Source organism: Legionella bozemanae (assembly GCF_001648595.1).
GTDB classification, from domain to species: domain Bacteria; phylum Pseudomonadota; class Gammaproteobacteria; order Legionellales; family Legionellaceae; genus Legionella; species Legionella bozemanae.
Genome location: NZ_LBAW01000011.1, coordinates 104,644 through 129,576, shown reverse-complemented (window position 1 = coordinate 129,576; position 24,933 = coordinate 104,644). Strand labels below are relative to the sequence as shown.

Sequence of the window (24,933 nt, the reverse complement as noted above, 5' to 3'; positions counted from 1 at the left end):
TTTTTTGTCTATCTCTCAGGCATAAAGCGCGGTAGGTAGGGGATTAAATTTCGCGTGGATCTCTCAGGACTTGTTCGCGGGGTCCAGTGTTTTAGGGTAGAGCTCATGGATCCCGCGGACAAGCCGCTGGACGTCGGAATAGGGCATGGCCTGGTTTTTCAGCAATGTGAAGAAGATTCAGTTGCTTGCAACCAGGAATTTTATTCATTATACAACGCAGTTGCCGACAACCACATGACGGTCGTCCGGGCTATTGATATATTGTTGGATCGCTTCAATACGTAATACTTTAATTCTTCTATTGATTTCGTGACCGATGTATTTCGAAGCGAGTTCTTTAGTGTCAATGGATTTGGCGGCTTGAAAGGCATTACGTACTTGTTCTACATAAGACGGTTCTTGTGTACACAGCTCAAAAATATGTAAGCAATTGTCAAAACGTTCTTTATTATGGAACGCGCCAATGTTTGTCAATAAATCCAATAACCCTACTGCATCCAGTTCAGGAACACGTCGAAATTGCGCCATATGTTTACTTGTTAATAACGCTAAATCACGGTATTGATTTGGTATGTTGTATCGTTTGCACAACACGCTTATTTCATCTGGAGGCTGGTTGTGCATCAAAACAGCGAAGCGAACGTATGCTGAATATTTATGATCAGCTGCTCGTTGCAACGCTTTGATGCTGGAGTCTGATATGTCCATATCAGGAAATAAAATATGCTTTGCACCACATTGTTTAAGCACATCGAAGAAATTTTCCAGATATGCTCCCATAAGCGCACGCTCCAGTTCCTTCCAGATTTGCTCAGAGCTCAGTTCACTCACTGTTCCTTCAGCAACCATCTGTTTCATCAGCACCATCGTTTCTGGAGCTACTTTAAAGCCTAAGCAAGCGGCAAAACGTGCTGTACGTAATAATCGAAGAGGATCTTCAACAAATGTTGGTGATACATGCCGTAATATACGACGCTCCAAATCAGCTTTTCCATTATAAGGATCGATCAATTCACCCAGTTTTCCTTCTTCAAGTGGTAAAGCCATGGCATTTATCGTCAAATCTCGCCTGCTTAAATCGTCCATTAAAGTAATCGTAGGAGAGATGTCAAACTCAAAACCAGCATGTCCACTTCCTGTTCGAGTTTCGCATCGGGCAAGGGCATACTCTTCATTAGTGTCAGGATGTAAAAATACAGGAATAGCTTTTGCTTCTCGGCTGCTAGCTACTGGTTTATAGCCCAGCTTTAGCATATCATCCCAGGTTGCACCTACAACAACCCAATCATTATCTTTGGGGCGAAAGCCGCGTAATTTGTCACGGACTGCGCCTCCTACTAAATAAATTTTCATAAGATTTAAAGTATAAAATTTGTAATAAACTGTGTATTTTATACACAACAAGAAAAAACATCAATAATTGTGATTATCTTTTCGTCTATTATTTGGCTGCTGTCATTTTGTGAATTGCTCTCATACTTGAAATCTTAGTCAAATGGAGCGAGGATAATAAAAAATATTACTTATATTAAAAAAAAATGAATTTATTTAGCGCTGCGGTTCAAGTTATTCCGGCTGGAGAAAATGTTGTACAGACAACTCCGCGGCCTTTTACATCAGTATTTTTATATGCACAAATCTTAAGCATTCTAATTGGCGTTATCTTTCTTTTCATAGCGTTTTATATCCTTCGTCCAAAAGAAAAAGAGCAAAGACGCATCCAAGATCAATTTTTATTTTATTTGATCTTGGGGATTTTTTTCATTAGTTGCCCTTTTTTAATTGAATATTTTGGATAATTGATACAGAACCTATTGGCCAGTTTTTAATTCAATATCAAAAATCAACAGACTTTCATTTAACTGCCTTACTTCATCAGGCAAATTGGAGCTGCAAGTCTGAAAATACTCTATTTTTCAACTAAAATTTAAATAATCATTAAAAAATAGGCATCGACACATGTTTTTAAATGAAAAACTAAATACACCCTCTTTGGCTTTTTTTAAATGAAAGAAAAAAACGTTTTAAAAAAAACAGTTTTATATAATCTGGCTGTTGCCTTTTTTTATGTTTCAAGTGGCCTTTTAGGACTCATGCTTGCTGTACCTCCAGGTTATGCCACCACAATTTGGGCACCATCAGGAATTGCACTTGGCTCAGTTCTTGTATGGGGGTTACGAACTTTACCAGGCATCTTCATTGCTTCGTTCCTCCTTAATTCTTATGTAACATTCAATAATGTAGGCAATATATTTGAGTTTTTAAATTTATTCACCGGATTAATAACAGGCACTGGAGCACTACTTCAGGCATTATTTGGCTGGTGGCTTGTCAAACATTTTATTAGCTTAAGTAATCCATTGCATCTCCCTAAAGATATTCTTGTTTTCGCACTGCTTACCGGTCCAGTTTCTTCTGTTATTGCTGCAACCATTAGTAATCTGGGGTTATGCTTGTTAGGAATAATATCCCCTGAAAACTTTTCATTAAGCTGGGTTACCTGGTGGATAGGAGACAGTATTGGAGTACTAATTTTTACTCCGGTTTTTCTGATTTCATTTGCCAAGCCTAGAAAATTATGGCAACGCAGAAGAATACCCATTCTACTTCCTTTATGTTTGACGTTCATTATAGTTGTGATTGCCCATATATTTTATAGTCATGCAGAATCAAAACGAGTGCAATCAAAATTCACTGAATTAACCCATTATAAATTGAGTCAACTCACTGAGAAGCTGAAATTAGTAAATGAAACCGCTCATACAATTTCTCTTTTTCTTGCTACAACTCCCATTATAAATAAAGAAAAATTTCAACATCAAGGCGCTTTATTATTACGGGAATATCCAATGATTCAATCCATACAGTGGGTACCTAAAGTAATCAACCGCGATGATTTTGAAAAAAAATATCACTCTGAAATTTTGGATAGCTCTGGGAATCCTTCTAAGAAGAAATCAGTGTATTACCCTATTCTTTTTACAGTATCAAAAAATAATAATATTTTTCCTAATGGTTATGATCTATTCACAAATCCAGATCTTGTTAATCGTCTTAATACGCCAAATAATACTCCGAACGATTCCCCTGTAATATTAGGCAATGGAGGTAAAATCGATAAGATGTTCATTATTTCTGAGGTATATCGTGGAAATGAACTTGCAGGATTTACTATTTTACAAATTAATTTTACTAAGCTTTTTAATCAAATTTTTGATAATTTTTTAAATTACTCAAACTTCACGATCCAAGTAAATTCACCTGACTTAAATATCAAGTCTACTTTTGAAATTTATAATAAAAAAATACAGCAGGATCAAACTGAGTTATTTAGTCTTTCTTATAGACTATATTTTTCCGACTCAGTATGGAATATCACTGCTACTTTATCTCCGTATTTTATCCATAGTGAATATTCTTGGTATGTATGGTCTGCCTTAACAGCGACTCTATTTTTTTGTGTACTGATGAATATTATTTTATTTATTCTCTATGGACAGCGTTATTTAATACAATATTTTGCCAATGCAAAAACCATGCAACTAAGAACAGAAAAAGCAAAAAACCTCCTCTTATTAAATGCAGCTGGCGAAGGCATACTACGAATAGATTTAAATTATAAAATCACTTTTATTAATCCAGCTGCTGAAAAATTATTGGGGTATTCAAGTAATGAATTAAAAAATGAATTCATAACTAAAATTCTTAATGAACAAATAACAGCCCCTTCTTCTGACTCAATTGAGCATTCATCGATTTATCAAGCCATCCAGGAGAAAGCAATAATCAAGGCAAAAGAAGCGGTATTCTGGAAAAAAGATCATAGTTATTTTGGAGTGGAATATACCTGCATCCCTATTATAATAAATCATAAGCTTACAGGAGCTGCTATTATTTTTAGTGATATTACTGAACGACTTGAAAATGAGAAGAAGCTGATAAAAATGGCTCATTACGACCCTTTAACCAAATTACCTAATCGATTAAGCTTTTTCGACTATCTGGAGCACACCTTAGCCCGATCGTTAAGAAATAATTCTCAATTAGCTGTATGCTTTATTGACGTTGATAATTTTAAAATTATTAACGATACCTTTGGGCATGTTTGTGGCGATAAACTATTAATGGCTTTGCCTGGAATTATAACTCCCCACCTGCGAGAAATGGATTATTTTGCAAGAATCGGTGGAGATGAATTTGGATTGATTATTGAAGAAATACATCACATTGATGAGTTGATTAAAGTATTCGAGCGAATTTTAGCAGATTTTCATAATCCGATTAAAATAGATGACCACTTCATCAAAACATCCATCAGCATTGGAGTTGCAATGTATCCCCAAGATGGTTCAGATACTCAAACACTTTTTATGAACGCTGATACTGCCATGTATCATGCTAAAACAAAGGGCAAATCCACCTTCTCTTTTTTTAAATGATGAACTTTTGACTGAGCATCGAATTAAAGAAAAATAATCTATACTTAAAGATGAAACTCAACTAGCATAAATATGGATAATATGAAACAAACAGGGATGGTGCTACAAGGAGGTGGGGCGCTAGGAGCTTATGAGTTCGGCGCCTTAAAACGTCTTTATGAAAATCCTCAATTTTCACTCGATATTGTTTCAGGGGTTTCTATAGGTGCTATAAATGCTATAACCCTTGTCGGCTCTAAAGATGAGCCCATTGCAACTCTTGAAGCAATGTGGGAAGAGTTTACGATTTTTTCATCTCCTTTATTAAATGATAAATTGAGTTCTTATTTGGCTTTATTTGGCAATCCATCCTTTTTTTATCCACGAATTGACTACTGGAATTTAATGGATTGGACTAGTTTTTATTTCACTAAACCTTTGCACCAGTTATTAGACAAGTATATTGACTTTAAAAAAGTAAATGATAGTGCTACGCGTTTAATTCTTACTGCAACAGATGTTGCAACGGGCAAGGTAAAAACGTTTACAAACCAAGGTAATGATCGAACGGAAATTACCCCCTTGCATGTTTTGGCAAGCGGCAGTTTACCTCCTGGTTTCCCTATGACCATGATAAAAAAAACATATTATTGGGATGGAGGGTTATTTGAAAATACACCGCTCTCCCCTGTTTTAGAATGTCTTGATCCTGATCCTGAGGTAAAAAAGCAAATTATTGTCATCAATCTTTTCCCCAGCCAAGGCAAAATACCTGCTAATATGGCTGACGTTTTTGACCGCATTTTTGAAATTCAGTTTTCCAATAAGATCCGATTTAATAAAGAATTAACGGAAAAAATTAATGAATACATCGAAGTCATCAATGAAATTGACAAAATTATCCCTACTAATAGCCCTATTAAACAGCTACCGGGATATCAACGTCTAATCAATTACAAATACATAGAAAATATCCTTTACATTGAAAATAAAGATCCGGAAAATGTAAGTGCACCCTTTGATTTTTCTTCTAACACAATCAGAAAGAGAATCGCTGCGGGTTATCGAGACGCAAAGAAAATTTTAATAACCCTTAATTCTTGAACGAGTTACTTTAATTCAGCCCTTAATCCAGTTGCTTATAGAAAATACAGCTATGAAACCTGTATAATAATCAATCTATAACTATTTAAGGTTGTTTTTGCACCATAGCACAAGTTCTGGAGCATCAAGCCCCCTTTTAGGAAAATTAAATTTTTTCACCTTCGTGAGGTTTATGTAATGAAAATTTCCAAATTGAGCAGTTTAAGCGTTTTTATGCTCGGGTTGACTGGTTTGTTAACTATGAGTGAGTATGCTTTCTCCAAGAATCAATGTCAGGGTGGTGGGATGTCGGTTAGCTTTGACCTATCAAAAACCAACAACACCCATATTGAAAATAGAACCACATACATTGTAGTGCTCGGTATTGATCCAGCCACCAAAAAACATGCTTATGTAAAGTTTAATGATGGAAATCGTGTTGGTACGCTTGTTGATATTACTGATATCAATATGAATGGAAAAAACTATGGTATTTCCTTGTCCGAATTAATCCCCAATTCAGGAGGAATGGCGCAAGCCTGCATACCTCATCTTACTTCAGGGAGAATTTATATTTCTTTTGGAAATACCCTGGATATGCCTACAGACAAGGACACCCTAACCCCAAAACAACCTGATGTAAACAACCCTCAAACAACTACAAATGGAACACTTTTTGATAAGGTCGAGTTTAATTACAGTACTAGTGGTGAAACTGTGATTAACCCAACTGGCGTTGATTTTATTGCCATCCCTTATACCATTCAACAAGCAGGCCATGAATATGGACATTTTGGCGGACTCGATGCGGTTATTAAAAATATGAAAACAATCATTTGCCGTGCTGCAGGTAAAACAACAGACTCCCCTGAGTGTACTCAACGGTGGAACCATTCAGAATGGTCCAGTCTAGTTGTTTACAATTCAGCAAACTCTTTAATGCGAGTCGATGCTCCTGGCAGATTTGGCAATCGATTTAGTGGATATTTTACCAACTATATCAATGAACTGAGTAGGTACTATTCTTCTTCAGTAAATCGTTCCATTAAAATTGATTTAAACGAATTAAATAAAGGTATTTGGTCAGGAGCTTTTGAGCCCAACAGTCAAACATTAGTTTTTTCACGTGATGGCGAGCCCGGCTCTGAAACCTTATCTTATAATCTGGGTCCACCACAAGCCAGTAATTCAATTTTAATGGGAGCACAAACACCATTTAATAATAAAAACGCGGTGGATGCGACTATTGCACGCGATCTGACTTCTGCTATTGTTTCAGGTATGTTAATGCGTAAAGAATCAGCCTTTATTGGTAAAGATTTTTTTGATTCGCAAGGAAATCCGGTTTTCAGAAACAAACAACAAATGCAAGGGCTGTTAAAATACTACTTCAACAACGTTGATCATTCCGTTGACTACGTTGTAAATCAATGTGGCGCTACTAAAGATGCCCCCTGTGTGAATGTTTATTCCGAGGCTATGCATGCGTTGAGTTTTGATAAAAATATAGATCATCCACAAAATAGCTATTTAAATTCCTACGCTTTTTCCTATGATGATTTTCTAGGTATGGATGGTACAAATACACAGACCGATACAAAACCTGCAACAATAGTGATCGGCGATATGAAGAATCGAAAGATTCCACACATAGATCCCTGACAGTTGGAATAAATCTCATTCATTAATTGTAATTTAATCGAGAGCAACTCAAAGGAAGTAACTTATGTTTCCCAGAGGAAACGATGACCTTTGGGTAGTAACAAAAAAATAATGAGGCAAAAATGCAATACCCACTCCTTGTAATACAGCCATGTAGAACCATAGCTTTCACGAGAGCAGTCAAATCTGACGCCTAAAAACTAGCATTCTGAAGTATCACAGATATAATTAGTAACAATCACCACATAAGCAAAATCACTACTCATTACTTTAATTAAGGGAGATATTTGAATGGCAGATGAGGACAACAAACAAAAATTCACCACAACAGATTCAGGGATACCAGTAGCAAGTGATGAGCATTCTCTAACCATTGGACCAAACGGTCCTATACTTTTACATGATCATTACTTGATCGAACAAATGGCAAACTTCAATCGTGAAAAAATTCCAGAGCGTCAACCACATGCAAAAGGTGGCGGAGCATTCGGGCATTTCGAAGTAACCGAAGATGTAAGCAAATACACCAAAGCTGCTGTTTTCCAGCCAGGAACAAAAACGAATGTAGTTCTCCGCTTCTCAACTGTTGCAGGCGAGCGAGGAAGTCCTGATACCTGGCGCGATCCCCGTGGATTCGCTGTGAAATTTTACACCAGTGAAGGTAACTTCGATATGGTGGGTAACAACACCCCTGTTTTCTTTGTTCGTGATCCAATGAAATTCCAGCATTTTATACGCTCCCAAAAGCGTCGTGCCAATAACAACCTGCGTGACCATGACATGCAGTGGGATTTTTGGACTCTTTCTCCGGAATCTGCCCATCAAGTGACATGGCTGATGGGTGACCGCGGGATCCCCAAAAGCTGGCGCCATATGAATGGCTATTCAAGCCATACTTACATGTGGGTGAATACCCAAGGTGAAAAGTTCTGGGTAAAGTATCACTTCAAGACCGATCAGGGAATTGAGTTTCTAACGCAGCAAGAGGCTGATCGCTTGGCAGGGACAGACGGCGACTACCATACTCGCGATCTGTATGAAGCTATAGAGCGAAGCGAGTTTCCAAGTTGGACACTTCACATGCAGATTATGCCGTTCAAAGAAGCTGAGACTTATCGTTTTAACCCATTTGATCTCACAAAGGTATGGCCACACGCAGACTATCCTCTTGTCAAGGTTGGTAAGTTGACCCTGAACCGAAATCCAACGGATTACCACACTGAAATCGAGCAAGCTGCATTTGAACCTAATAATATGGTGCCAGGAACAGGGATCAGCCCGGATAAAATGCTTCTTGCAAGAGTATTCTCCTATGCTGATGCGCACCGAGCACGATTGGGCGTGAATTACAAGCAAATACCCGTTAATAAACCCCAATGCCCTATTCATTCCTACAGCAAAGATGGTGCAATGCGTGTTGAGAACGTCTCAGATCCTGTTTATGCCCCAAACTCAAAAGGAGGTCCAAAGGCAGATAGCTCAAAAAACCCAGAGGTAGCAACATGGGAAGCACATGGGGAATTCGTACGTGCAGCATATACTCTCCGCAAAGATGACGATGACTTCGGACAAGCAAATACCCTCGTACGCAAAGTATTGGATGATGAAGCACGTAACAGGTTAGTTAACAACGTCGTTGGCCACCTGAAAGATGGAGTCTCCGAACCTGTATTAAAAAGAGCATTTGAATACTGGAAAAACATCGATCAACAGATTGGCGAACGCATTGAAAAAGGTGTAAGGAAAGCTGGCAATTAAAAAATAACCAAGATCGGGTACTGCCTCAAGCAGTACCCGATCCATTTGAAGAGCGGGGGTTAAGCAGCTTATTCCTAAACTAGCTTCAAAAAACAATCAGTGTTACATTAAAAAACAAAGTCTTTACCTATTGGGCTATGCAAAAAATTCCTGGCATCCTCGCGTTTTTGAACCCCTATTTGCGGCAAAATAAACGCTATCTTTGGATTTTTTTTATTACAGTCATTGTTGCTGGATTTGAAAGCAGCTTTCAAGCCTATTTGATGAAGTGGGTAATCGATGTTGTCAGCTATACGCCCAAAGAATCGCTTTTACCTCATATCGTTCTCCCAGCATGTCTTTATGTCAGTATGGATCTTTACCATAATCTCACCATGCGCGCCTATTTATATGCCGCGATGAAAATGTACCCTACTGTTAAAGCAAAAATCATTAATGATCTTTTTCATTACATCAGCAAACACAGCATCCATTTTTTCCAAAGTAATTTGGCTGGAGATATTGCCAGTAAAATACAAGATGTTAGTAATGGTACAGAGCCGTTAGTCCGTAATTTTTTTGAAGGATTTATAGCAAGGCTGGCAACACCAGTTATCGTAACCTTTTTCTTAGCAACTATATCCTGGAGATTTTCCTTAATATTTATTATATGGACTGTCTTATTTGTTTCTATAACATTGAGGCTCTCTCAATCCGTGGGAAAATCCGCCGAACTCTTCGCCCGCAATAAAAATCAGATGAGCGGAAGATTGATTGATGTAATTAGCAATATCATTACTGCAAAAATCTTTGGTCAAACCCAGTTTGAAAAAGAACACTTGGGGCTAAGCCTAAATTCCTTAAAAGTTTCGGAACAACACGTTCAATGGGATTTACTCAAACTTCACTTTTTCCAAGGGTTGATGACATTCATTTTACTGGCAAGTTTTATGAGCCTTTTGATTTATGGACGTATTCATGCAGATGTAACGCCAGGAGATTTTGCTTTTGTGCTTACTTTACTCATCACGAGCCTAAATCATATTTATGTACTAGGACAAACCATAGGCAACAGCATTCAAGGTATTGGCGAATTTCGTCAAGCCATGAATGTACTGATGTTACCCCATGATGTGGTCGACCTTCCTGACGCGAAGCCCTTGGCACTCACAAGAGGGGTAATCGAGCTGCGCCACATAAATTTTGGATACGATCCTGAAATGCTTTTATTTAAAGATTTTAATTTATGCATTGAATCAGAAGAAAAAGTGGGTATTGTTGGAAGCTCAGGAGCTGGGAAGTCAACCTTAATTCATTTACTCCTGCGTCTTTTCGAACCTTTTCGAGGTGAAATAACTATCGATGGACAAAACATAAAAACGATCACCATCAACAGTTTACGACGCGCCATCACACTGGTCCCTCAACAAGTTGATTTATTTCACCGCTCCATCTTGGATAATATCCGCTACGGTTATCTGGAAGCATCTGAAGAAGAGATATATCGTGCAGCTAAGTTAGCTGAATGCGATGCATTTATCCAAAAGCTACCCGAAGGATATCACACTCTGGTGGGTGAACGAGGAATGAAACTCTCTGGCGGACAAAAACAGCGCATCGCTATTGCACGGGCTTATTTAAAACCAGCCAAAATTCTGATCATGGATGAGGCTACATCATCTCTCGACTCGATTACCGAAAGCTATATTCAACATGCTTTGACACACATCATGCAAGGTAAAACAACCATTATTGTAGCTCATCGACTTGCCACATTAAAACAAATGGATAGAATCCTGGTATTAGAGAAAGGACAACTTGTAGAACAAGGCCAATTTCAAGAGTTAATCCAAAGGGATGGACCATTTCATTACATGTGGAAACAACAGGCATTTATATGATTGTAACCACAGCCCTATAATCAATTGCTCGAAGAGTATAAAGAAAGTACCTTAATATTTTTTTGTTTGTCAAATCAATGAACTAGTTTATACTCATTTGCTTAAAGTCCCCTGGCGTAAGTCCAACATAAATAATTATATTTAACTAAATTGGTTTTAAAAATGAGACATTTTTTACTTAAGTTCGGGTTGTTTGGTTCAGGAATAGGCGGTGTTGTAGGATTAGGTTTGGGGGCCTCTTACGGTGGAGCATTAGGTGCAGCAGCAGGCGCTACTGCTGGACTTGTTCTTGGTCCTCCCGCTTTATTGATTACATCTCTGGCGATTGGTTTAGCATGTTTAACTGTCGCCGCTGCTGTAGCAGTGCCTTGCTTTCTTGGGTATTTATTAATGAGAGAAGTGCTTTTAGCATGTGCTGTTGGAACTCGAGATACCCTGGTTTGCTGTCTTGGTTAAACGAATCTGGACGGCATGAAGTGATTAAGCTTTTTTTTCTTGATAATCTCCTAAAATGACACAGACCAACCCTATAATTAACATGGCAAGAGAGATCAAAACACTGGGGGTTGGTTTTTCTCCAAGAAATAATAACGAACAAATAACCCCAATAATTGGTACACCCGTTAAAGATAAAGAGGTGGTAACAGCAGGAAAACGTTTGCTTATTTCAACAGCTCCCCAAAAAGCTAAACCCGTAGCAATCGTGCCAATATAAAGATTCAATAATATCGAGAATGTGGTCCAATGGATCATAGGATGTGGCTCAAAAATAAGAGCGCTGATTGCAAGGGTTATTGTTCCCACTAACAAATGCCACGGCATAAGTTGCAATATAGACGATTGTGAGGGAACAAAACGCACATGAAGAATAGCAATCGCCCATAATAGCGCTGATAAGAATAATGCAGCACTGCCTATTAACGCATTGTGATTTGACCAATTAAAATCAAATGGATTAAAAAGTACTATGATTCCTAAAATACCAATAGCTAAACCAAAAGCTTTAATTAAATTCAAACGCTCATTGAAAAAAATAATCGCTATAGGAGCCACCCAAAGAGGAGTGGAATAAACTAAAATAACTGCATGCCCTACCCCATTGTAGAAAAGGCCGAAATTAACTAATACGGTAAAAAGGCCAACTTGTAATACACCAACAGAAAACAAATGAGGAATATCCCCACGTTTTGGAAAAGTATATTTTTTCTGAATAATCACTAATAAAAAAAGAAATAAGCTGCCTATAAGCATTCGTGTGAAACCAAACCATTGGGGAGGAATAAAGTTCATTGCTAATTTCATTAAGGGCCAATTCATTCCCCAAACTAATAAAACAAAAGCTAATAATAAAATATTCATCATAATGCTCTATGCTAAGGTTTGAAAAAATTAACGTCCTTTAATAAAAATGAAAAGCCCTTTCTTTGGAGTTAATACGCTAAAAATATTGGTTTTGTGATTTCTTCATAGAGAGTGAAATGAGTATAACTCACTTACAATCTAATTAGATGAGAAAAGTGTACTCCTGCAGGGATAAAATTTATAAAATCTTTTCAAATAAATTATTTTACTCAACGATTTCTATGCGTCTTTTTTGATATAATTGACCTCATATGTTGCACATGGGGATTTTATGCCTTCGAATAAAGAAAGCTCAGCAGTTAATCAACGAAATGCGTAAAGCGCACCAGATACCGGAAAGCTCAATTAATGAACCAAAAGATTTACTGATGTAAGAAACCGAGTATCGCAAACCATTTTAGACTATTTAGACGAGTCTCAGAGGAGCGCAATTTGCAGCAATCATTTCAATAATGAGAACCCTGTTTTAAATTTTCCACGACCACTTCATCCCCTTTAAGGTATAAAGTTAAAACTATACCTTTAAAGGTATAAAATTGAAATTATCCATTTCAGGGTATATAATTAAAAATATCCCAAATAAGGTATATCCATTTATTCAGGAACGTTTATGCTAATTCACTCTCCTCTGGAACTGGCGTTGTTGATAAAAAATCAACGAAAAAAACTGAAGCTAAGCCAGGAAGAAGTTGCGGCTTTAGTAGGTCTAAAACAAAAAACGATCTCCGCCATGGAGAATAATCCGGAAAATATGAGATTAAGCACTTTATTTCGGATATTATCCGCGCTTGATTTGGATTTAAAAATAGCAGCAAAAAATGACTCCAATACAACAACCAATCAATGGAACAATGAATGGTAAGGAAAAATCAAATTCTTTATGTCTTAATGAATGGCATTTTGGTAGGGATACTTGAGAAAACATCTCAAGGGGGATTGAAGTTTACTTATCACCAAGACTGGTTAAATCAAGCGGGAGCCCGCCCCATTTCATTATCATTACCACTCGTTGAACAAACCTACGCTGGCGATGTAGTGTATAATTTTTTTGATAACTTGCTCCCTGATAATCAACAAATCCGCGCACGAATACAAGCACGATTTCAAATAGCAACTAGTCAACCTTTTGATCTACTGGCGGGTATTGGCAGGGATTGCGTGGGAGCCATTCAGCTCATCACTGCTCCATTAGCTAAATTCGAGAGAAAAATTAAATATAAACCATTAACAGAACAAAAAATTGCTTCAATTTTACGAAATTATCAAATAAACCCTCTAGGCATGAGCCAGGAAGAAGAAGATTTCCGGATCTCCATTGCGGGAGCCCAAGAAAAAACTGCTTTTTTATATCATGAGAACCAATGGTGCGAGCCACTTCAGGAAACGCCAACCACACATATTTTTAAATTGCCTATTGGTATTATCGCTCACCAACAGATGGATTTACGAGACAGTTGTGAAAATGAATGGCTGTGCTCTCTTCTGGCAAAAAGCTATGGATTACCAGCAGCCGACTGCGATATTCTTCATTTTGAAGAGATAAAGATTTTATCGGTGAAACGTTTTGATCGCCGGCTATCTCGGGATGAAAGTTGGATCATGCGCTTGCCTCAAGAGGACCTATGCCAAGCGTTAGGTGTTTCTTACAATATCAAATATCAATCGGATGGAGGCCCTGGTATTAAAGAGATTATGAAATTACTGCTAGGTTCAGCAAACTCGATTTCAGACCGCGATATGTTTTATCGTGCGCAAGTTTTTTTCTGGCTCATTGCTGGAATTGATGGTCATGCTAAAAATTTCAGTCTTTTTATCGAGCCTGAAGGAAAATTCAGATTGACACCTTTATACGACATCATGTCTGCATATCCACTGATAAAGAAAAAACAACTGCAAATTCAGAAAATTAAAATGGCGATGGCCTTAAAAGGTAAAAATAATCATTACCACTGGCATACCCTGCAACGCCGGCACTTTATAGACACTGCAAAAGAGGCAAGTTACTCTCCAGAAAGAGCAGAAATTATTCTTAATGAGATGCTGGCACAAACAGATTCTGTAATCCAGGAAGTCTCAAAACAACTTCCTTCCTCCTTCCCTAATAATATTTCTGAACCCATATTTGAGGGATTACGAAAAACAAAACAAAAATTAGAACAATAACGGTTTTAGATTTTAAATAAAAAATCAACTATTTTATCATCAAAAATTCTCATAATAAATAAGAAATTACAAAAAATTATACTTTTTTAAAAATTGTCTACTATATTTATTTTAAATAATAAAAATAAATTAGGGGATATCATGTTACTTCGATGGGCCGGTGTAACGTTTTTGTTTTGCATACTTAATTCTCCATGTTTTGCCGAAGAAAAAGAAATTGCGATTACAATTGATGATTTACCCTTTGTTGGTTCTGGTTCCAGCACACCGGCAAGTCTGAAAAGAACTCAAAATCGATTTATGGCTATAGTCAATGCTCTTGTTAACAATCAAGTCCCAGCTACTGGATTTGTCATTGGTGAAGCAGTTGCGAAAAATGAATGGGATCTTTTAGAAACATTTCGTAATCAAGGCTTCGCTCTAGGTAATCACACTTATACTCATAAAAGCTTGAATAATATGAGTGCTGATAAATATATAGCGGATATAGATCGTGCTGATACTGTTTTAGCGCCTGTACTGACAGAGCCAAAATATTTTCGCTATCCTTATCTAGCTGAAGGTACTGGCCAAAAGAAACAAAAAGTGTATGACTACCTGGCTGCACATCAATACACCATTGCCCCAGTAACGATCGACAGTAAAGATTATGAGTTTAACGCACGTTTCTACAGGATACCTTATAGAAAAAGAGCTCAAAATCTACCTGCATTTAAAAAACGTTATTTGGCTTATATTTGGCAACAGACATTAAGGGCCGAGAAAAATGCTAAAGGAAAAAATGTCAAACAAATCTTATTAATCCATGCAAATCTCCTTAACAGTTTATGTTTAGAAGACATTATTGAAATGTATAGAAAAAATGGATACAAATTTATTAGCTTAGCCGATGCCTTAAAAGCCGATACAACCCAATCATTGAATAATAATACAGAAGCATCAAATAGTCTTATACCCTCACTAAAAGGGTCCGCCCAAAAGTCTGAGGTGAATAAAACAGCTGCGCATCAAAGTTAATTAAAAACAGTTTTTCCCTAAACTGGCTCGCTCTGTTAAATAGCTTCTTCTCGTCGAGGAGAAGAGCCATTAAATTAATGCTTCTTGATCTTTTCCTACGTACTGCATAAACCTTTCTACGTACCGCGCTTTATGCACGGTATGTAGGATGAAAGAATTGTTTGAGGCTTTCTCAGAGACAACCCAGAACAAGCCGTGGAACAGGGCGTAGGCATTGAGTTCCTTAATTTGATGGGAGTGGGAGTTAAACTACCCAGAAATCAATTTGTTTTTCTCTAAGCGAGATATTGCATGTTTAGGTAGAAGAATCCAATAATGCCCCTGATTCTTCATATGACCTGCAATTAGAGTGGCTTTTTCACCGCCACCCCAAAAAACATCTCCACGTACTTTGCCACGTATTGCGCCACCGGTATCTTGAGCAATCATTAAACGATGCATGGGTTTATTTTTATCGGGATTTTTGCTGTCAGGACGCGTAGTACTTAACCAAAGAGGAGCCCCCATAGGTACCCATTGCCTATCAATAGCCAGCGAATAACCAGGCGTTAAAGCCACACCTTGCGAACCTAAGGCAACCCCATACGACATTTTACGGAAGAAAACAAAAGATTTATTTTGATTGATCACTTTATCCATTTGTTTGGGGTGAGCTTCCAAATAACGTTTTATTGCCTGCATGGATGCATTATCTTTAGTCATAACTCCTTTTTTAATCAATACTCCAGCAATCGCAGTATAAGGTCTGCCATTTTGCGCATCATAACCGACATAAAGGTTATTACCATCTTCAAGCTCAATGACTCCTGAACCTTGAATTTCCAAAAACAAACGATCTATAGGACTATTAATCCATACTAAAACGCGTGCTTTACCCTTTAGTGCACCATGATTAATTTGTTCACGAGTGTAATAAGGAACCAATTTTTTACCTTCTAATCGCCCTACAATACCACGACTTTTTAAATCATTAAAAAACATACCTAGATCAGTAGTTATAAGATCATCTGGTGTTTCGTAAATAGGAACATGAAACTCTTTGGATTTAGTATAACTTCCTTTAATTGCAGGCACATAATAACCCGTAAATAAACCAGGTTTTTCACCAGTGTCGGTAAACTCTACCGGAATAAACCATTTTTCAAAAAACTGTTTTGCTTCATTTTCAGCTTCGGGAGAAATCTTTAAAGCCGCTTTACACGCCGGTTGCCAATCTTTTACTTGTAAATCGATCTTTTCCGTCCCGACAATCTGCTCCGGATTTTGTTTGATAAAAGCACGGCAGGAAGTCTGAAAAGTCAGTAAAGATTTTTTTAGATCCGCTGATTTCCATCCAGGTAACCGATTAAAATCAGTCTGTCTGAACAGGGTTGATGGTTGCTTTACTGGCCAAAACCACCATACAGAAATACTTAAGGCAATTAAGGCTAAAAAAATTGTAATAGAGATTATTTTCATTTTCATAGGCGGACAATTTTTACACGTTATGGAATTTTTTGCAACAAAAAATGACACCATTTAAACATTAAACTCCTGCCAAAAACTATTAATCAGCAAAAGCTACTCTTAATAATAATCTGATTTTAATTAATTTTTTTGGAACGTACAAATAAAAGAATTATATCAACATGCACTACAAAAAAAATTTAGTGAATATGTAAAACCAATTGATTTAAGGCATTGAGATATGCTAAAAATCCTCTTAAATCGTCATCGGAAATTTGAAATATTATTTTTTTATCCATTTCTGATAACAAATCCTGTAATTGATGGCTTAATTTCAGTCCATGTTCCACATCATGTTTTTCAAAAGCTATCCAAATCTCTTTTTCATAAGAAGATAATTCATATCCCAATAATTGAGCTGTTTTTTCAACTTTTTCTCGATCAATGGCCAATAAAATATGGCTTATCGTTGCCTGTATTATTACCAAAGATTCAAAACGCTTTGTCAGCTCTGTTAACAAGTTCTGTTTTTTGGAGCTTAAGGGTTCATCAGCAAGCGACTCAAGCAATCCCCGGGAGGACCAAAACAAATTTGCCAAATCATGCAGTTTTATTTGGTTTGCTGATGACAAAAGAACTTGTTTTAAATTCTGCCCCATATAAACATAGAGCTTATTAAGATAACGATTTAACATAGTCCAAACATCGGATCGCCAAATAAGATTTGCCACAATAAAACTTGCAATAATTCCAATGACTATTCCGCCTAAACGCTGTAATGGAGGTGCTAAATAAACAGGTGGTCCTCCTTCTTGAGCAAGAGAAATAATCAAAGCAATATTTGCCTGTAACCCAATATACGAATATTTGGGCAACTTAAACATAAAATAAGAAAATCCCCAAATTGAAAAAAAGAATATTAAAATGAAGTCATAAAGTGTCATCTTAATTAGAAACAAAGAAAATAAAGCAATCCCTCCACCCCAAATACAACCAAGTAAACGATGAATACTCACACTTTTCATTTCAAAAAGATGTTTACGAATAGAAAGCACGAGACTACTGATAATTCCATTTAAACCACCAGACCAATTACTTACCAGCCAAAAGCCTAAGGCCAAAATAACCGAGAGCCCTGCTTTAATGCTGCGTTTAATTACATCAATGTCTGTACGAATCCGATCCTGTGTTTTTAAGACGTGATGTTTTGCTGTCATGCCATGAGGAATGCGACCAAATAAAGACTGCATCAAAAGAAGATTGTGATTCACTTGATGCATGAAATGAATCAATGCATAGACAAAATTACTCTTAACAACGAATTGTTGCTTTTCGATGCCGCTACGTACATCAGAGATCAAAAAAGAGGACGTATCTCCATTACTTTGCTTCTGCTTCACATATTTTTCCAGTTCTGCGATTGCAAATCCTGTTTTTAATTCTTTAGGAGTATCCAGGTGATGAGAAAAAGCGATTTGTAGTTGGATCAGATCTGATTGCATCGCATTCAATACAGGCTTTATAGGTAATGATTGCACAATGGTTAAATCGCTATGCTGTGGAGAAATGAGAATCAGATAGTGTAACTGTCGTGATAAATCATAAAAAATATCTAATAAAGCACGCACCTGATCAATCCTGGCTTTAGTAACCCCAAATTCATGAGTCATAGCCCCAATAAGCTCTACTGCTTTACGTAATTTTCTTTTTATTTTTAGAGTGCTTTGTAACAACAAATCAAAATCGGGCTTACCCTCAAACAGCATAGTAAGTAATTGCTCCAATTCGGTTGAAAAATCAGTAAAAATATCATGAAGTTGTACTGTAATATTATCCTTTAAGTAATTGGGAAAAATAAAATAGGCGCTGATTGCTGCTATCAAAACACCAATCCCAATCTCAACAGGTCTCCAAATCGCTACGAAAAATGCATTTTGAGGGTTCATCGCAATTTGCGAAATAATTATAAAAGCACACAGTGCTCCTAATAAATAAGCATAACCATTAGCACTGAAACTGTAATAATAGGAGCCCATGCACACGATTAAAAAACAAGAAAGCAAATAAAGTAAAAAACTGTTGGCGACCAATCCTGCAATATAGAACCCCAAAAACGCTCCCGCAATAGTACCAATAATACGCATTGAGGCTTTATCAATAATATTTCCAGTATATAAATTGGAAACAATCACAACACTCATTCCTGACCAAAAGGGTGTTTCCAGATGAAATTTAAAGGAAATCAAAACAGCAATTAATGCGGCAAATGCTGTTCTTATGGCAGCTCTGTTTTCAACAGTTTGAGGCCAGAAAAACACGAATCACCTGTAGGTAATGGTAGCAGCACTGGCACCAATGCGCATTGGATATTCATCAGATAAATCATCGATATAAATTCGCACAGGAAAACGTTGTGCTATGCGAATCCAATCTTCGGTCGCTTCCAAATACATTAGTGTTGAAGGAGCAACATTGCCGCTTTGTACTCGATTAATCCCCCAACCAATACTGTCTACATGTCCATGGAATACTTTTCCCGGATACATATCAATCATAATTTTTGCCCTGTCTCCAGGTTGAATCAAACGCAGTGCCGTTTCTCTATAACGCGTAACCACCCACCACTGTTTGGTTTCAATAAGAGCAAATAGTCCTTCCCCTTTTTTAATGTACTGACCTACGCGTAAATTAAAATTGGTGATATAACCATCTGCAGGTGCTACAAGGATAGTATGATTTAGACGGTAATTTGCCTTATCTAATTCAAAATGGGCTTGTGCAATCTTAAGTTTGGCTTTAGCAGCATCTACCTTTTCGTTTTCATAATTCAATTGAGCAATTTCTAACTTGGACTTAGCTTGCTGTACTGCATCAACATAGGGAAGAGAATCAATTTCAATAAGTTTATCTCCTTTTTTCACCCTCTGATTGTCCTTAACATAAATTCTTGTAACCGGACCAGAAACCATAGCGGCCATGTTGACTACATGGGCTGAAACATAGGCATCATTTGAGCGTGTGTCATAAAAGGCAAAATAACGATAAGCAACATATCCTACCAACAATAAAGCAAGCACCGCCATTTGCGGCCAATACTTAAATTTAGAAATATTTTGTAAACGCACCTAAAAATCCCTCTATTCATCATAGCTATTACGATACAACTAGGTTTGATATAGCTCAAGATAATATTAGGGTCTGTTTCCATTTGCTAAACTGTTTCTGATTTTATGCGTTCCGATGCTCACATACTGTCCTTAACCAAATTTATTTATAGAGAAGGCAAATATCGCCAGCTGCTCACTCCCAGAGAAATCGCATGTTCCTCTAGCAGACACGGGATTACCCTTCCCGCACTAATAAACCGTATTTGCAATAAAGATACAGGAACACCCTCTTCAAAGGGCACAACAGTGACTCGTTGATGATGCGATGCTGATTTTCGTCCCTTATGGCGAACCACCAAACACGGAAACTCTCCCAAGTCCTCAATATAATATTTGTATTGAGTTAAACCGCTTTTTAAGGAGCATCCTTTGTCTTCGAGTAAATGATGTATGACTTGATTTGCAGCATCTGAACGTACCACACAGTTTGAATTCAATGATGTGTGTTGATACAGCAATCGCAATGCCACATCCTCGAGTTGATAAAAACTCTGGTGCAATACTTCTTGTTTATTAGTTGCCTTGTAATACAGTAAAACGTGCTGCATTGAAGTCAAAACAAGCAAGCTAATCACACCGATAATAAGTAAAGTCACTAATAAAATAAATCCTTGATTTTTTCTAATGGATCTCCTCGGCAACTCGCTCCAAAGAGAACAGTGCGAGGGGACATGGAGCGCAGAAGCGGAGTGCACACGCCAGTACATGAGGATTCGAGCACCGTACCGTCGAAGCAATTCTCCTCTGGAGTAGAGTTTCCTACTTGCTCTCTTCGGAAACTCGCTCCAGAGAAGGAAGTGCGAGGAGACACGGAGCGCAGAACCAGAGTGTACACACCAGTACATGAGGATTCGAGCACCGTACCGACGAAGCAATTCTCCTCTGGAGTAGAGTTTCCGAAGAGAGCTGCTCATGAGCCACGCACCAGAACCTTAAGCTCATGTGTTTTATTATCATCCAACCCCATGCTAATTTCAAGAAACTGCTTCTCTTTTATATATCGATTTCGGGTATGTATAAAATGAATTAAAGGTGTTATTTCTTCGGTCTGGACCAACTGATAATGTAACGTATCCATATTATTCGCGTTTCTCTTAATCAACCATTTCTCCTCAAGATACTCCCCAATATATGCTGAGCGGTCATAAGAAAAAAACAGGGGTTTGTTCAAAGTAATAAGCGAATTGTTATTTTGTTGTTCCATATCAAAAAGTTCTTGTATCTCAGCATGTTCGCAATCAGCGATGAGTATGGGACGATTTTTATGAAGTATCACTGGATCCTGGATCACTATTTTTGTTGCACCTTGAATTTTGATTATTTTTGCAAAATGTTCATTCATACGATTTACTTGAATGAATTGATTCGGTTGATTTTCAGTTTGCAGTGCAAAAATTCTGTTTGGATGATTTCTACGATCAATAACTTGCAATTGATCAATACCCAAACACGGGGTAAAACCTGCACGTCGAATACTATCACTCAGTAAATCACTCACCCATTGTAAATCAAAACGTGCTTCTAAAATTTTTTCTGTTTCAAGGTATTGCCGCTTGCTTCCCAAATAAAGTTGGATTAATGGAATCATAATCAAACTTGTCAGAAAAAGACTTATCAATATTTCTGTCAGACTAATTCCCATTTGTTTTTTCATTCAACACTTCCGATAAAATTATGTTGACGGGTTATAGAACCTACTTGTTCAAACCATACAAGATGGAGAAGTAACTGTTGATTTTTTAGCTGTATATCCAAATGGTATGGAGAGGGAATTGGTGGGAGTTTTGAAACTTTGGCCACAAGTGATTCTTCAATTTGATCAAGAAATTGAGAACCTTGTGTTCTAAAAATTAATTGATTTAATAATTGCTTACTCTGCCATTGTTGTTGTAATAAAACCAGAACCAAGGTTGTTACTAGTGATAAAGATATCAATACTTCAGTCAGGGAAAATCCCTTTTGCCAATTCATATTCCATTTTCCTGTGGTTGGTTTGCCATGCCAAGGTTAACGTCCTGGATATAAAAATTCAAGACCTACACGACGGCATACAACATGAGTAGATCAAATACAACTCAGGGTGATCCATAAACAATCCATTGAATTGTTATTAAACTTTAATGCGTTTAAAATGGCCGCCAAGCACTAGAAAACCCACAAATAATTAGGAAATAAAGGGGAAAAAATGATGTATGCTTATTTCGCTAAAGGTATGACTGTGGGTCATGTATTAACCCGTCTTGTTTTAAGAGAAATTACAAGTATTCCCGGGGTAATCCTCGACCTTATTTTAGCTATTTTTTGGATCCCTGATTACACCTCCTACTGGAATGAAAATAGTACCCACATAGAATATGCAGATGGCACGCGCCACACTGGAGTGATGCGTGGTATTTTTGGTTGGATAGGTGAAGCACTAGGTTTTGTAATTGGTGCCCCAATTGGGGCCATTATTGGCACTGCTTTATTTTTTCCTGATTTATTGCTTCGAGGATTTATTTTCCTTAAAAAGAAATTATATGACTCTGTTGATGAGTTTGCTGTTTTTATTGGCAACACAACTTTTTTCGAATCGCTTGTTTATGAAGCCCCAACAAATTACCTCCAAAAAGCGTGGAATCTAGGAGCTGCTACTGTAGGTATAATGCTTGCTGCCATCCCATATATTGCTGCAAACGCTCTTGAATTTTTCTTACCTTTTTTACCCTTATCAAAACCTGTTGCTGGAGTTTGTTTAAGAATGGGTGGACTGGCTGGCTGGATCCTTGGAGCACTTATCTATCCGCCTCTCTATATTCTGAACAAATGCACCGATTTGGTTGAATTATGTAGGAATGCCATACTCAATGGTGTTGCGCTTGTTTATGCAAAATCAGGACAGATTCCTGTTAGCTCTGCTCAGAACCAGGAGTGTTGTGTACCTGCGCATGCGGTTCACTCAGAGGAATTTCATAAACAAGTAGCTTATTATAGCCGGACTTCATGGGCTCAACTTATCTTTGGTCCATTGAAGGGACAAGCTTCAGATAAGGCCTCGGCATTAGATAAAAATCATCTCATAGACCCAATTACATTGGAACCTTTAGGAGTAAATGGCACACCTACTCTCATTGATTCCCACGGTCACACATTTAATGATGATAAAGGAACTGGTGCAAAAGGCATTCGATTTTGGGTACAAACAAAACATACATGCCCTATTGACTATCAATATTTAACAGAAGCAGATTTAATTCCCAATCGGGCTTTTAATGACTTAGTTGCAGCAACTTTAAAAAAATAATCGCATCCCGGGTGTTTTTGCTATCACCCGGTAACAAAACAAATGATTTTTTAGCTGAATGAGCTCGTGACAGGAAGCTAAAGCTTGGATAATATGAAGAAAATTTTTAGTTAGGGAAAATTATGACAGTTAACTTTCGACAATTACCGCATCAAGGAATACAATCTTTAGTCCCTTATAAACCAGGAAAATCTATAGAAGAACTAGCACGTGAAAAAGGGATAAACGACAATGACATTATTAAAATGGCGAGTAACGAAAATCCTTTAGGTTGCAGCCCATTAGCCCATGCCGCATTAAAAGAAATGTCAGCTCACCTTTTAGCTACTTATCCCTCGCCAATGAATCATCCTTTAATGCCTAAGCTTGCGAATAAACTCGCAATCGATGTGGATCAACTTTTTGTGAGTAATGGTTCGGATTATATATATACTATTCTACTCAACTGCTTTGCGCTGCATCATGACAAACACATCATCACGCACGAATATGCCTTTAGCACCTATGCGATTCAAGCCAATACCTTGAATATCCCGGTTCGCTCCATTGAAATCAATCCGGATTGGCATGTCAATGTGGATAAATTGATTCAAGCATGCAATTCAAAAACCGCTATCATTTTTCTGGCGAACCCGAATAATCCTACCGGTGTTCTGATTAGCCAAAAAGAAATAAAACGTCTGTTAGAAAATATTCCCGAAAGTACTTTATTAGTCCTTGATGAAGCTTATTATGAGTATGCAGCATCTCAATTAAGTTGTAATAGCATTGAATGGATGGCTCAACATCCTAATTTAGTTATTACACGAACTTTTTCAAAAATATACGGGTTAGCAGGAGTTCGTTTAGGTTATGCAATAGCTCATCCCTCGATAATTGATCTCATGCGACGTATCCAATTGCCATTTACAGTCAACCAAGTCGCACTGACCACTGCTCATGCTGCCTTGGATGATGATCAATTTATTCAATTAAGCTTGCAAATCAATACGGAAGGAATGCTGCAAATGAAAGAGGGATTTAACCAATTAAATATCGATTACTTACCCTCTGCATGCAATTTTCTTACTTTTGATTGTAAGGAGGATGGTATGTTGATTTATAACTATTTATTAGATAAAGGCATTATAGTGCGACCGCTACATCCATATAAGATGAATAATTACATACGAGTAACTGTAGGAACCAAGGCACAAAATGCTCGATTTCTTACTACATTGAGTAATTACGAAGGTCTGTTGACAATTCGCTAGATTAAGCCAAAATGGTGTGATTTTAGAGCACTGAAACACTCATAAAAGTGACACCATATTGGCCAAGTAGACGAGTAAGGAAATAAAATGACCAGTGACTTAAGCAGTAAACATTGTGAATCATGTGAAGGCATAGGCGCTGCATTAAATGCAGAACAAATCAAAAATCTGATGCCGCAGTTAAATAAAAATTGGGAGGTAAGTGCAGATAACCGAATCATTAAACGCAGTTTATCTTTTAAAAATTTTTATGAAACAATGGCTTTTGTTAATGCGCTTGCATGGATTGCAAATACCGAAAATCATCATCCTGATTTGGAGGTAGGTTATAACTATTGCCATGTAAGCTTTATGACCCATGCCCTCAACGGTTTGAGTCATAATGATTTTATTTGTGCAGCAAAAATGGATAAATTGCTGGCAGGTTAAAAAATATAAAAT

Annotated in this window: 20 protein-coding genes; 12 read left to right on the top strand and 8 right to left on the bottom strand. The window is 37.3% G+C overall.

Translation table 11 applies throughout. From position 1 onward, the window contains the following. Positions 1-207: 207 nt before the first annotated feature. On the bottom strand, positions 208-1,353 hold the full coding sequence (locus tag A8O27_RS10115) for a tRNA nucleotidyltransferase/poly(A) polymerase-related protein (protein ID WP_058458180.1): 1,146 nt from the start codon (positions 1,351-1,353) through the stop codon (positions 208-210). A 653-nt stretch (positions 1,354-2,006) separates the two neighbouring features. Between A8O27_RS10115 and A8O27_RS10105 the strand changes: the two genes are divergently transcribed. From A8O27_RS10105 to A8O27_RS10080, 6 genes are all read left to right on the top strand, one after another. After that, a complete protein-coding gene (locus A8O27_RS10105) occupies positions 2,007-4,439 on the top strand; it encodes a diguanylate cyclase domain-containing protein (RefSeq protein ID WP_058458100.1) in 2,433 nt (810 codons plus the stop codon). Positions 4,440-4,520: 81 nt separating this feature from the next. Beyond that, positions 4,521-5,522: a patatin-like phospholipase family protein gene (locus A8O27_RS10100; protein WP_058458101.1), complete on the top strand. Its 1,002-nt coding sequence runs from the start codon at positions 4,521-4,523 to the stop codon at positions 5,520-5,522. 177 nt (positions 5,523-5,699) lie between these two features. Beyond that, on the top strand, positions 5,700-7,163 hold the full coding sequence (locus tag A8O27_RS10095; RefSeq protein ID WP_082642391.1) for a beta-1,3-glucanase family protein: 1,464 nt from the start codon (positions 5,700-5,702) through the stop codon (positions 7,161-7,163). Between the two features lie 291 nt (positions 7,164-7,454). Next, complete coding sequence (locus A8O27_RS10090) at positions 7,455-8,921, top strand: catalase (RefSeq protein ID WP_058458102.1); 1,467 nt, start codon at positions 7,455-7,457, stop codon at positions 8,919-8,921. 137 nt (positions 8,922-9,058) lie between these two features. After that, a complete protein-coding gene (locus tag A8O27_RS10085; RefSeq protein ID WP_058458103.1) occupies positions 9,059-10,801 on the top strand; it encodes an ABC transporter ATP-binding protein in 1,743 nt (580 codons plus the stop codon). A gap of 162 nt (positions 10,802-10,963) precedes the next feature. Next, positions 10,964-11,257: a hypothetical protein gene (locus A8O27_RS10080; RefSeq protein ID WP_058458104.1), complete on the top strand. Its 294-nt coding sequence runs from the start codon at positions 10,964-10,966 to the stop codon at positions 11,255-11,257. Positions 11,258-11,281: 24 nt separating this feature from the next. On the opposite strand, the gene A8O27_RS10075 is transcribed toward A8O27_RS10080, so the two are convergent. Then, positions 11,282-12,163 carry a DMT family transporter gene (locus tag A8O27_RS10075; RefSeq protein WP_058458105.1) on the bottom strand — a complete coding sequence of 294 codons (882 nt, stop codon included), beginning with the start codon at positions 12,161-12,163 and terminating at the stop codon, positions 11,282-11,284. 610 nt (positions 12,164-12,773) lie between these two features. Here A8O27_RS10075 and A8O27_RS10070 point away from each other — a divergent pair. From A8O27_RS10070 to A8O27_RS10060, 3 genes are all read left to right on the top strand, one after another. Next, on the top strand, positions 12,774-13,025 hold the full coding sequence (locus A8O27_RS10070; protein ID WP_058458106.1) for a helix-turn-helix domain-containing protein: 252 nt from the start codon (positions 12,774-12,776) through the stop codon (positions 13,023-13,025). Beyond that, positions 13,019-14,326, top strand: a complete 1,308-nt coding sequence (locus A8O27_RS10065; protein WP_058458107.1) for a type II toxin-antitoxin system HipA family toxin — start codon at positions 13,019-13,021, stop codon at positions 14,324-14,326. The genes A8O27_RS10070 and A8O27_RS10065 overlap by 7 nt, the downstream gene beginning before the upstream one ends. Before the next feature lie 141 nt (positions 14,327-14,467). Continuing rightward, positions 14,468-15,343, top strand: a complete 876-nt coding sequence (locus A8O27_RS10060; RefSeq protein WP_058458108.1) for a polysaccharide deacetylase family protein — start codon at positions 14,468-14,470, stop codon at positions 15,341-15,343. A 249-nt stretch (positions 15,344-15,592) separates the two neighbouring features. Here A8O27_RS10060 and mltA read toward each other — a convergent pair whose 3' ends face one another. From mltA to A8O27_RS10030, 6 genes are all read right to left on the bottom strand, one after another. Next, entirely contained in the window at positions 15,593-16,807 is a 1,215-nt protein-coding gene (gene mltA, locus A8O27_RS10055; protein ID WP_058458182.1) for a murein transglycosylase A, read from the bottom strand. A 182-nt stretch (positions 16,808-16,989) separates the two neighbouring features. Further along, positions 16,990-19,107 carry an FUSC family protein gene (locus tag A8O27_RS10050; RefSeq protein ID WP_058458109.1) on the bottom strand — a complete coding sequence of 706 codons (2,118 nt, stop codon included), beginning with the start codon at positions 19,105-19,107 and terminating at the stop codon, positions 16,990-16,992. 3 nt (positions 19,108-19,110) lie between these two features. Next, a complete protein-coding gene (locus A8O27_RS10045; protein ID WP_235810457.1) occupies positions 19,111-19,914 on the bottom strand; it encodes an HlyD family secretion protein in 804 nt (267 codons plus the stop codon). Between the two features lie 146 nt (positions 19,915-20,060). After that, on the bottom strand, positions 20,061-20,552 hold the full coding sequence (locus A8O27_RS10040) for a type II secretion system protein (RefSeq protein WP_235810458.1): 492 nt from the start codon (positions 20,550-20,552) through the stop codon (positions 20,061-20,063). 314 nt (positions 20,553-20,866) lie between these two features. Then, positions 20,867-21,610: a PilW family protein gene (locus A8O27_RS10035; protein WP_058458110.1), complete on the bottom strand. Its 744-nt coding sequence runs from the start codon at positions 21,608-21,610 to the stop codon at positions 20,867-20,869. Further along, positions 21,607-21,927 carry a prepilin-type N-terminal cleavage/methylation domain-containing protein gene (locus A8O27_RS10030; protein WP_058458111.1) on the bottom strand — a complete coding sequence of 107 codons (321 nt, stop codon included), beginning with the start codon at positions 21,925-21,927 and terminating at the stop codon, positions 21,607-21,609. The genes A8O27_RS10035 and A8O27_RS10030 overlap by 4 nt, the downstream gene beginning before the upstream one ends. Before the next feature lie 214 nt (positions 21,928-22,141). Here A8O27_RS10030 and A8O27_RS10025 point away from each other — a divergent pair, with 214 nt between their 5' ends. The 3 genes from A8O27_RS10025 to A8O27_RS10015 all read left to right on the top strand — a co-directional run bounded on the left by A8O27_RS10025 (position 22,142) and on the right by A8O27_RS10015 (position 24,921). Then, on the top strand, positions 22,142-23,239 hold the full coding sequence (locus tag A8O27_RS10025) for an RING finger protein (RefSeq protein WP_235810459.1): 1,098 nt from the start codon (positions 22,142-22,144) through the stop codon (positions 23,237-23,239). 122 nt (positions 23,240-23,361) lie between these two features. Further along, positions 23,362-24,492 carry a histidinol-phosphate transaminase gene (gene hisC / locus A8O27_RS10020; RefSeq protein WP_058458113.1) on the top strand — a complete coding sequence of 377 codons (1,131 nt, stop codon included), beginning with the start codon at positions 23,362-23,364 and terminating at the stop codon, positions 24,490-24,492. 87 nt (positions 24,493-24,579) lie between these two features. Next, positions 24,580-24,921, top strand: a complete 342-nt coding sequence (locus A8O27_RS10015) for a 4a-hydroxytetrahydrobiopterin dehydratase (protein WP_058458114.1) — start codon at positions 24,580-24,582, stop codon at positions 24,919-24,921. Positions 24,922-24,933 lie beyond the last annotated feature (12 nt).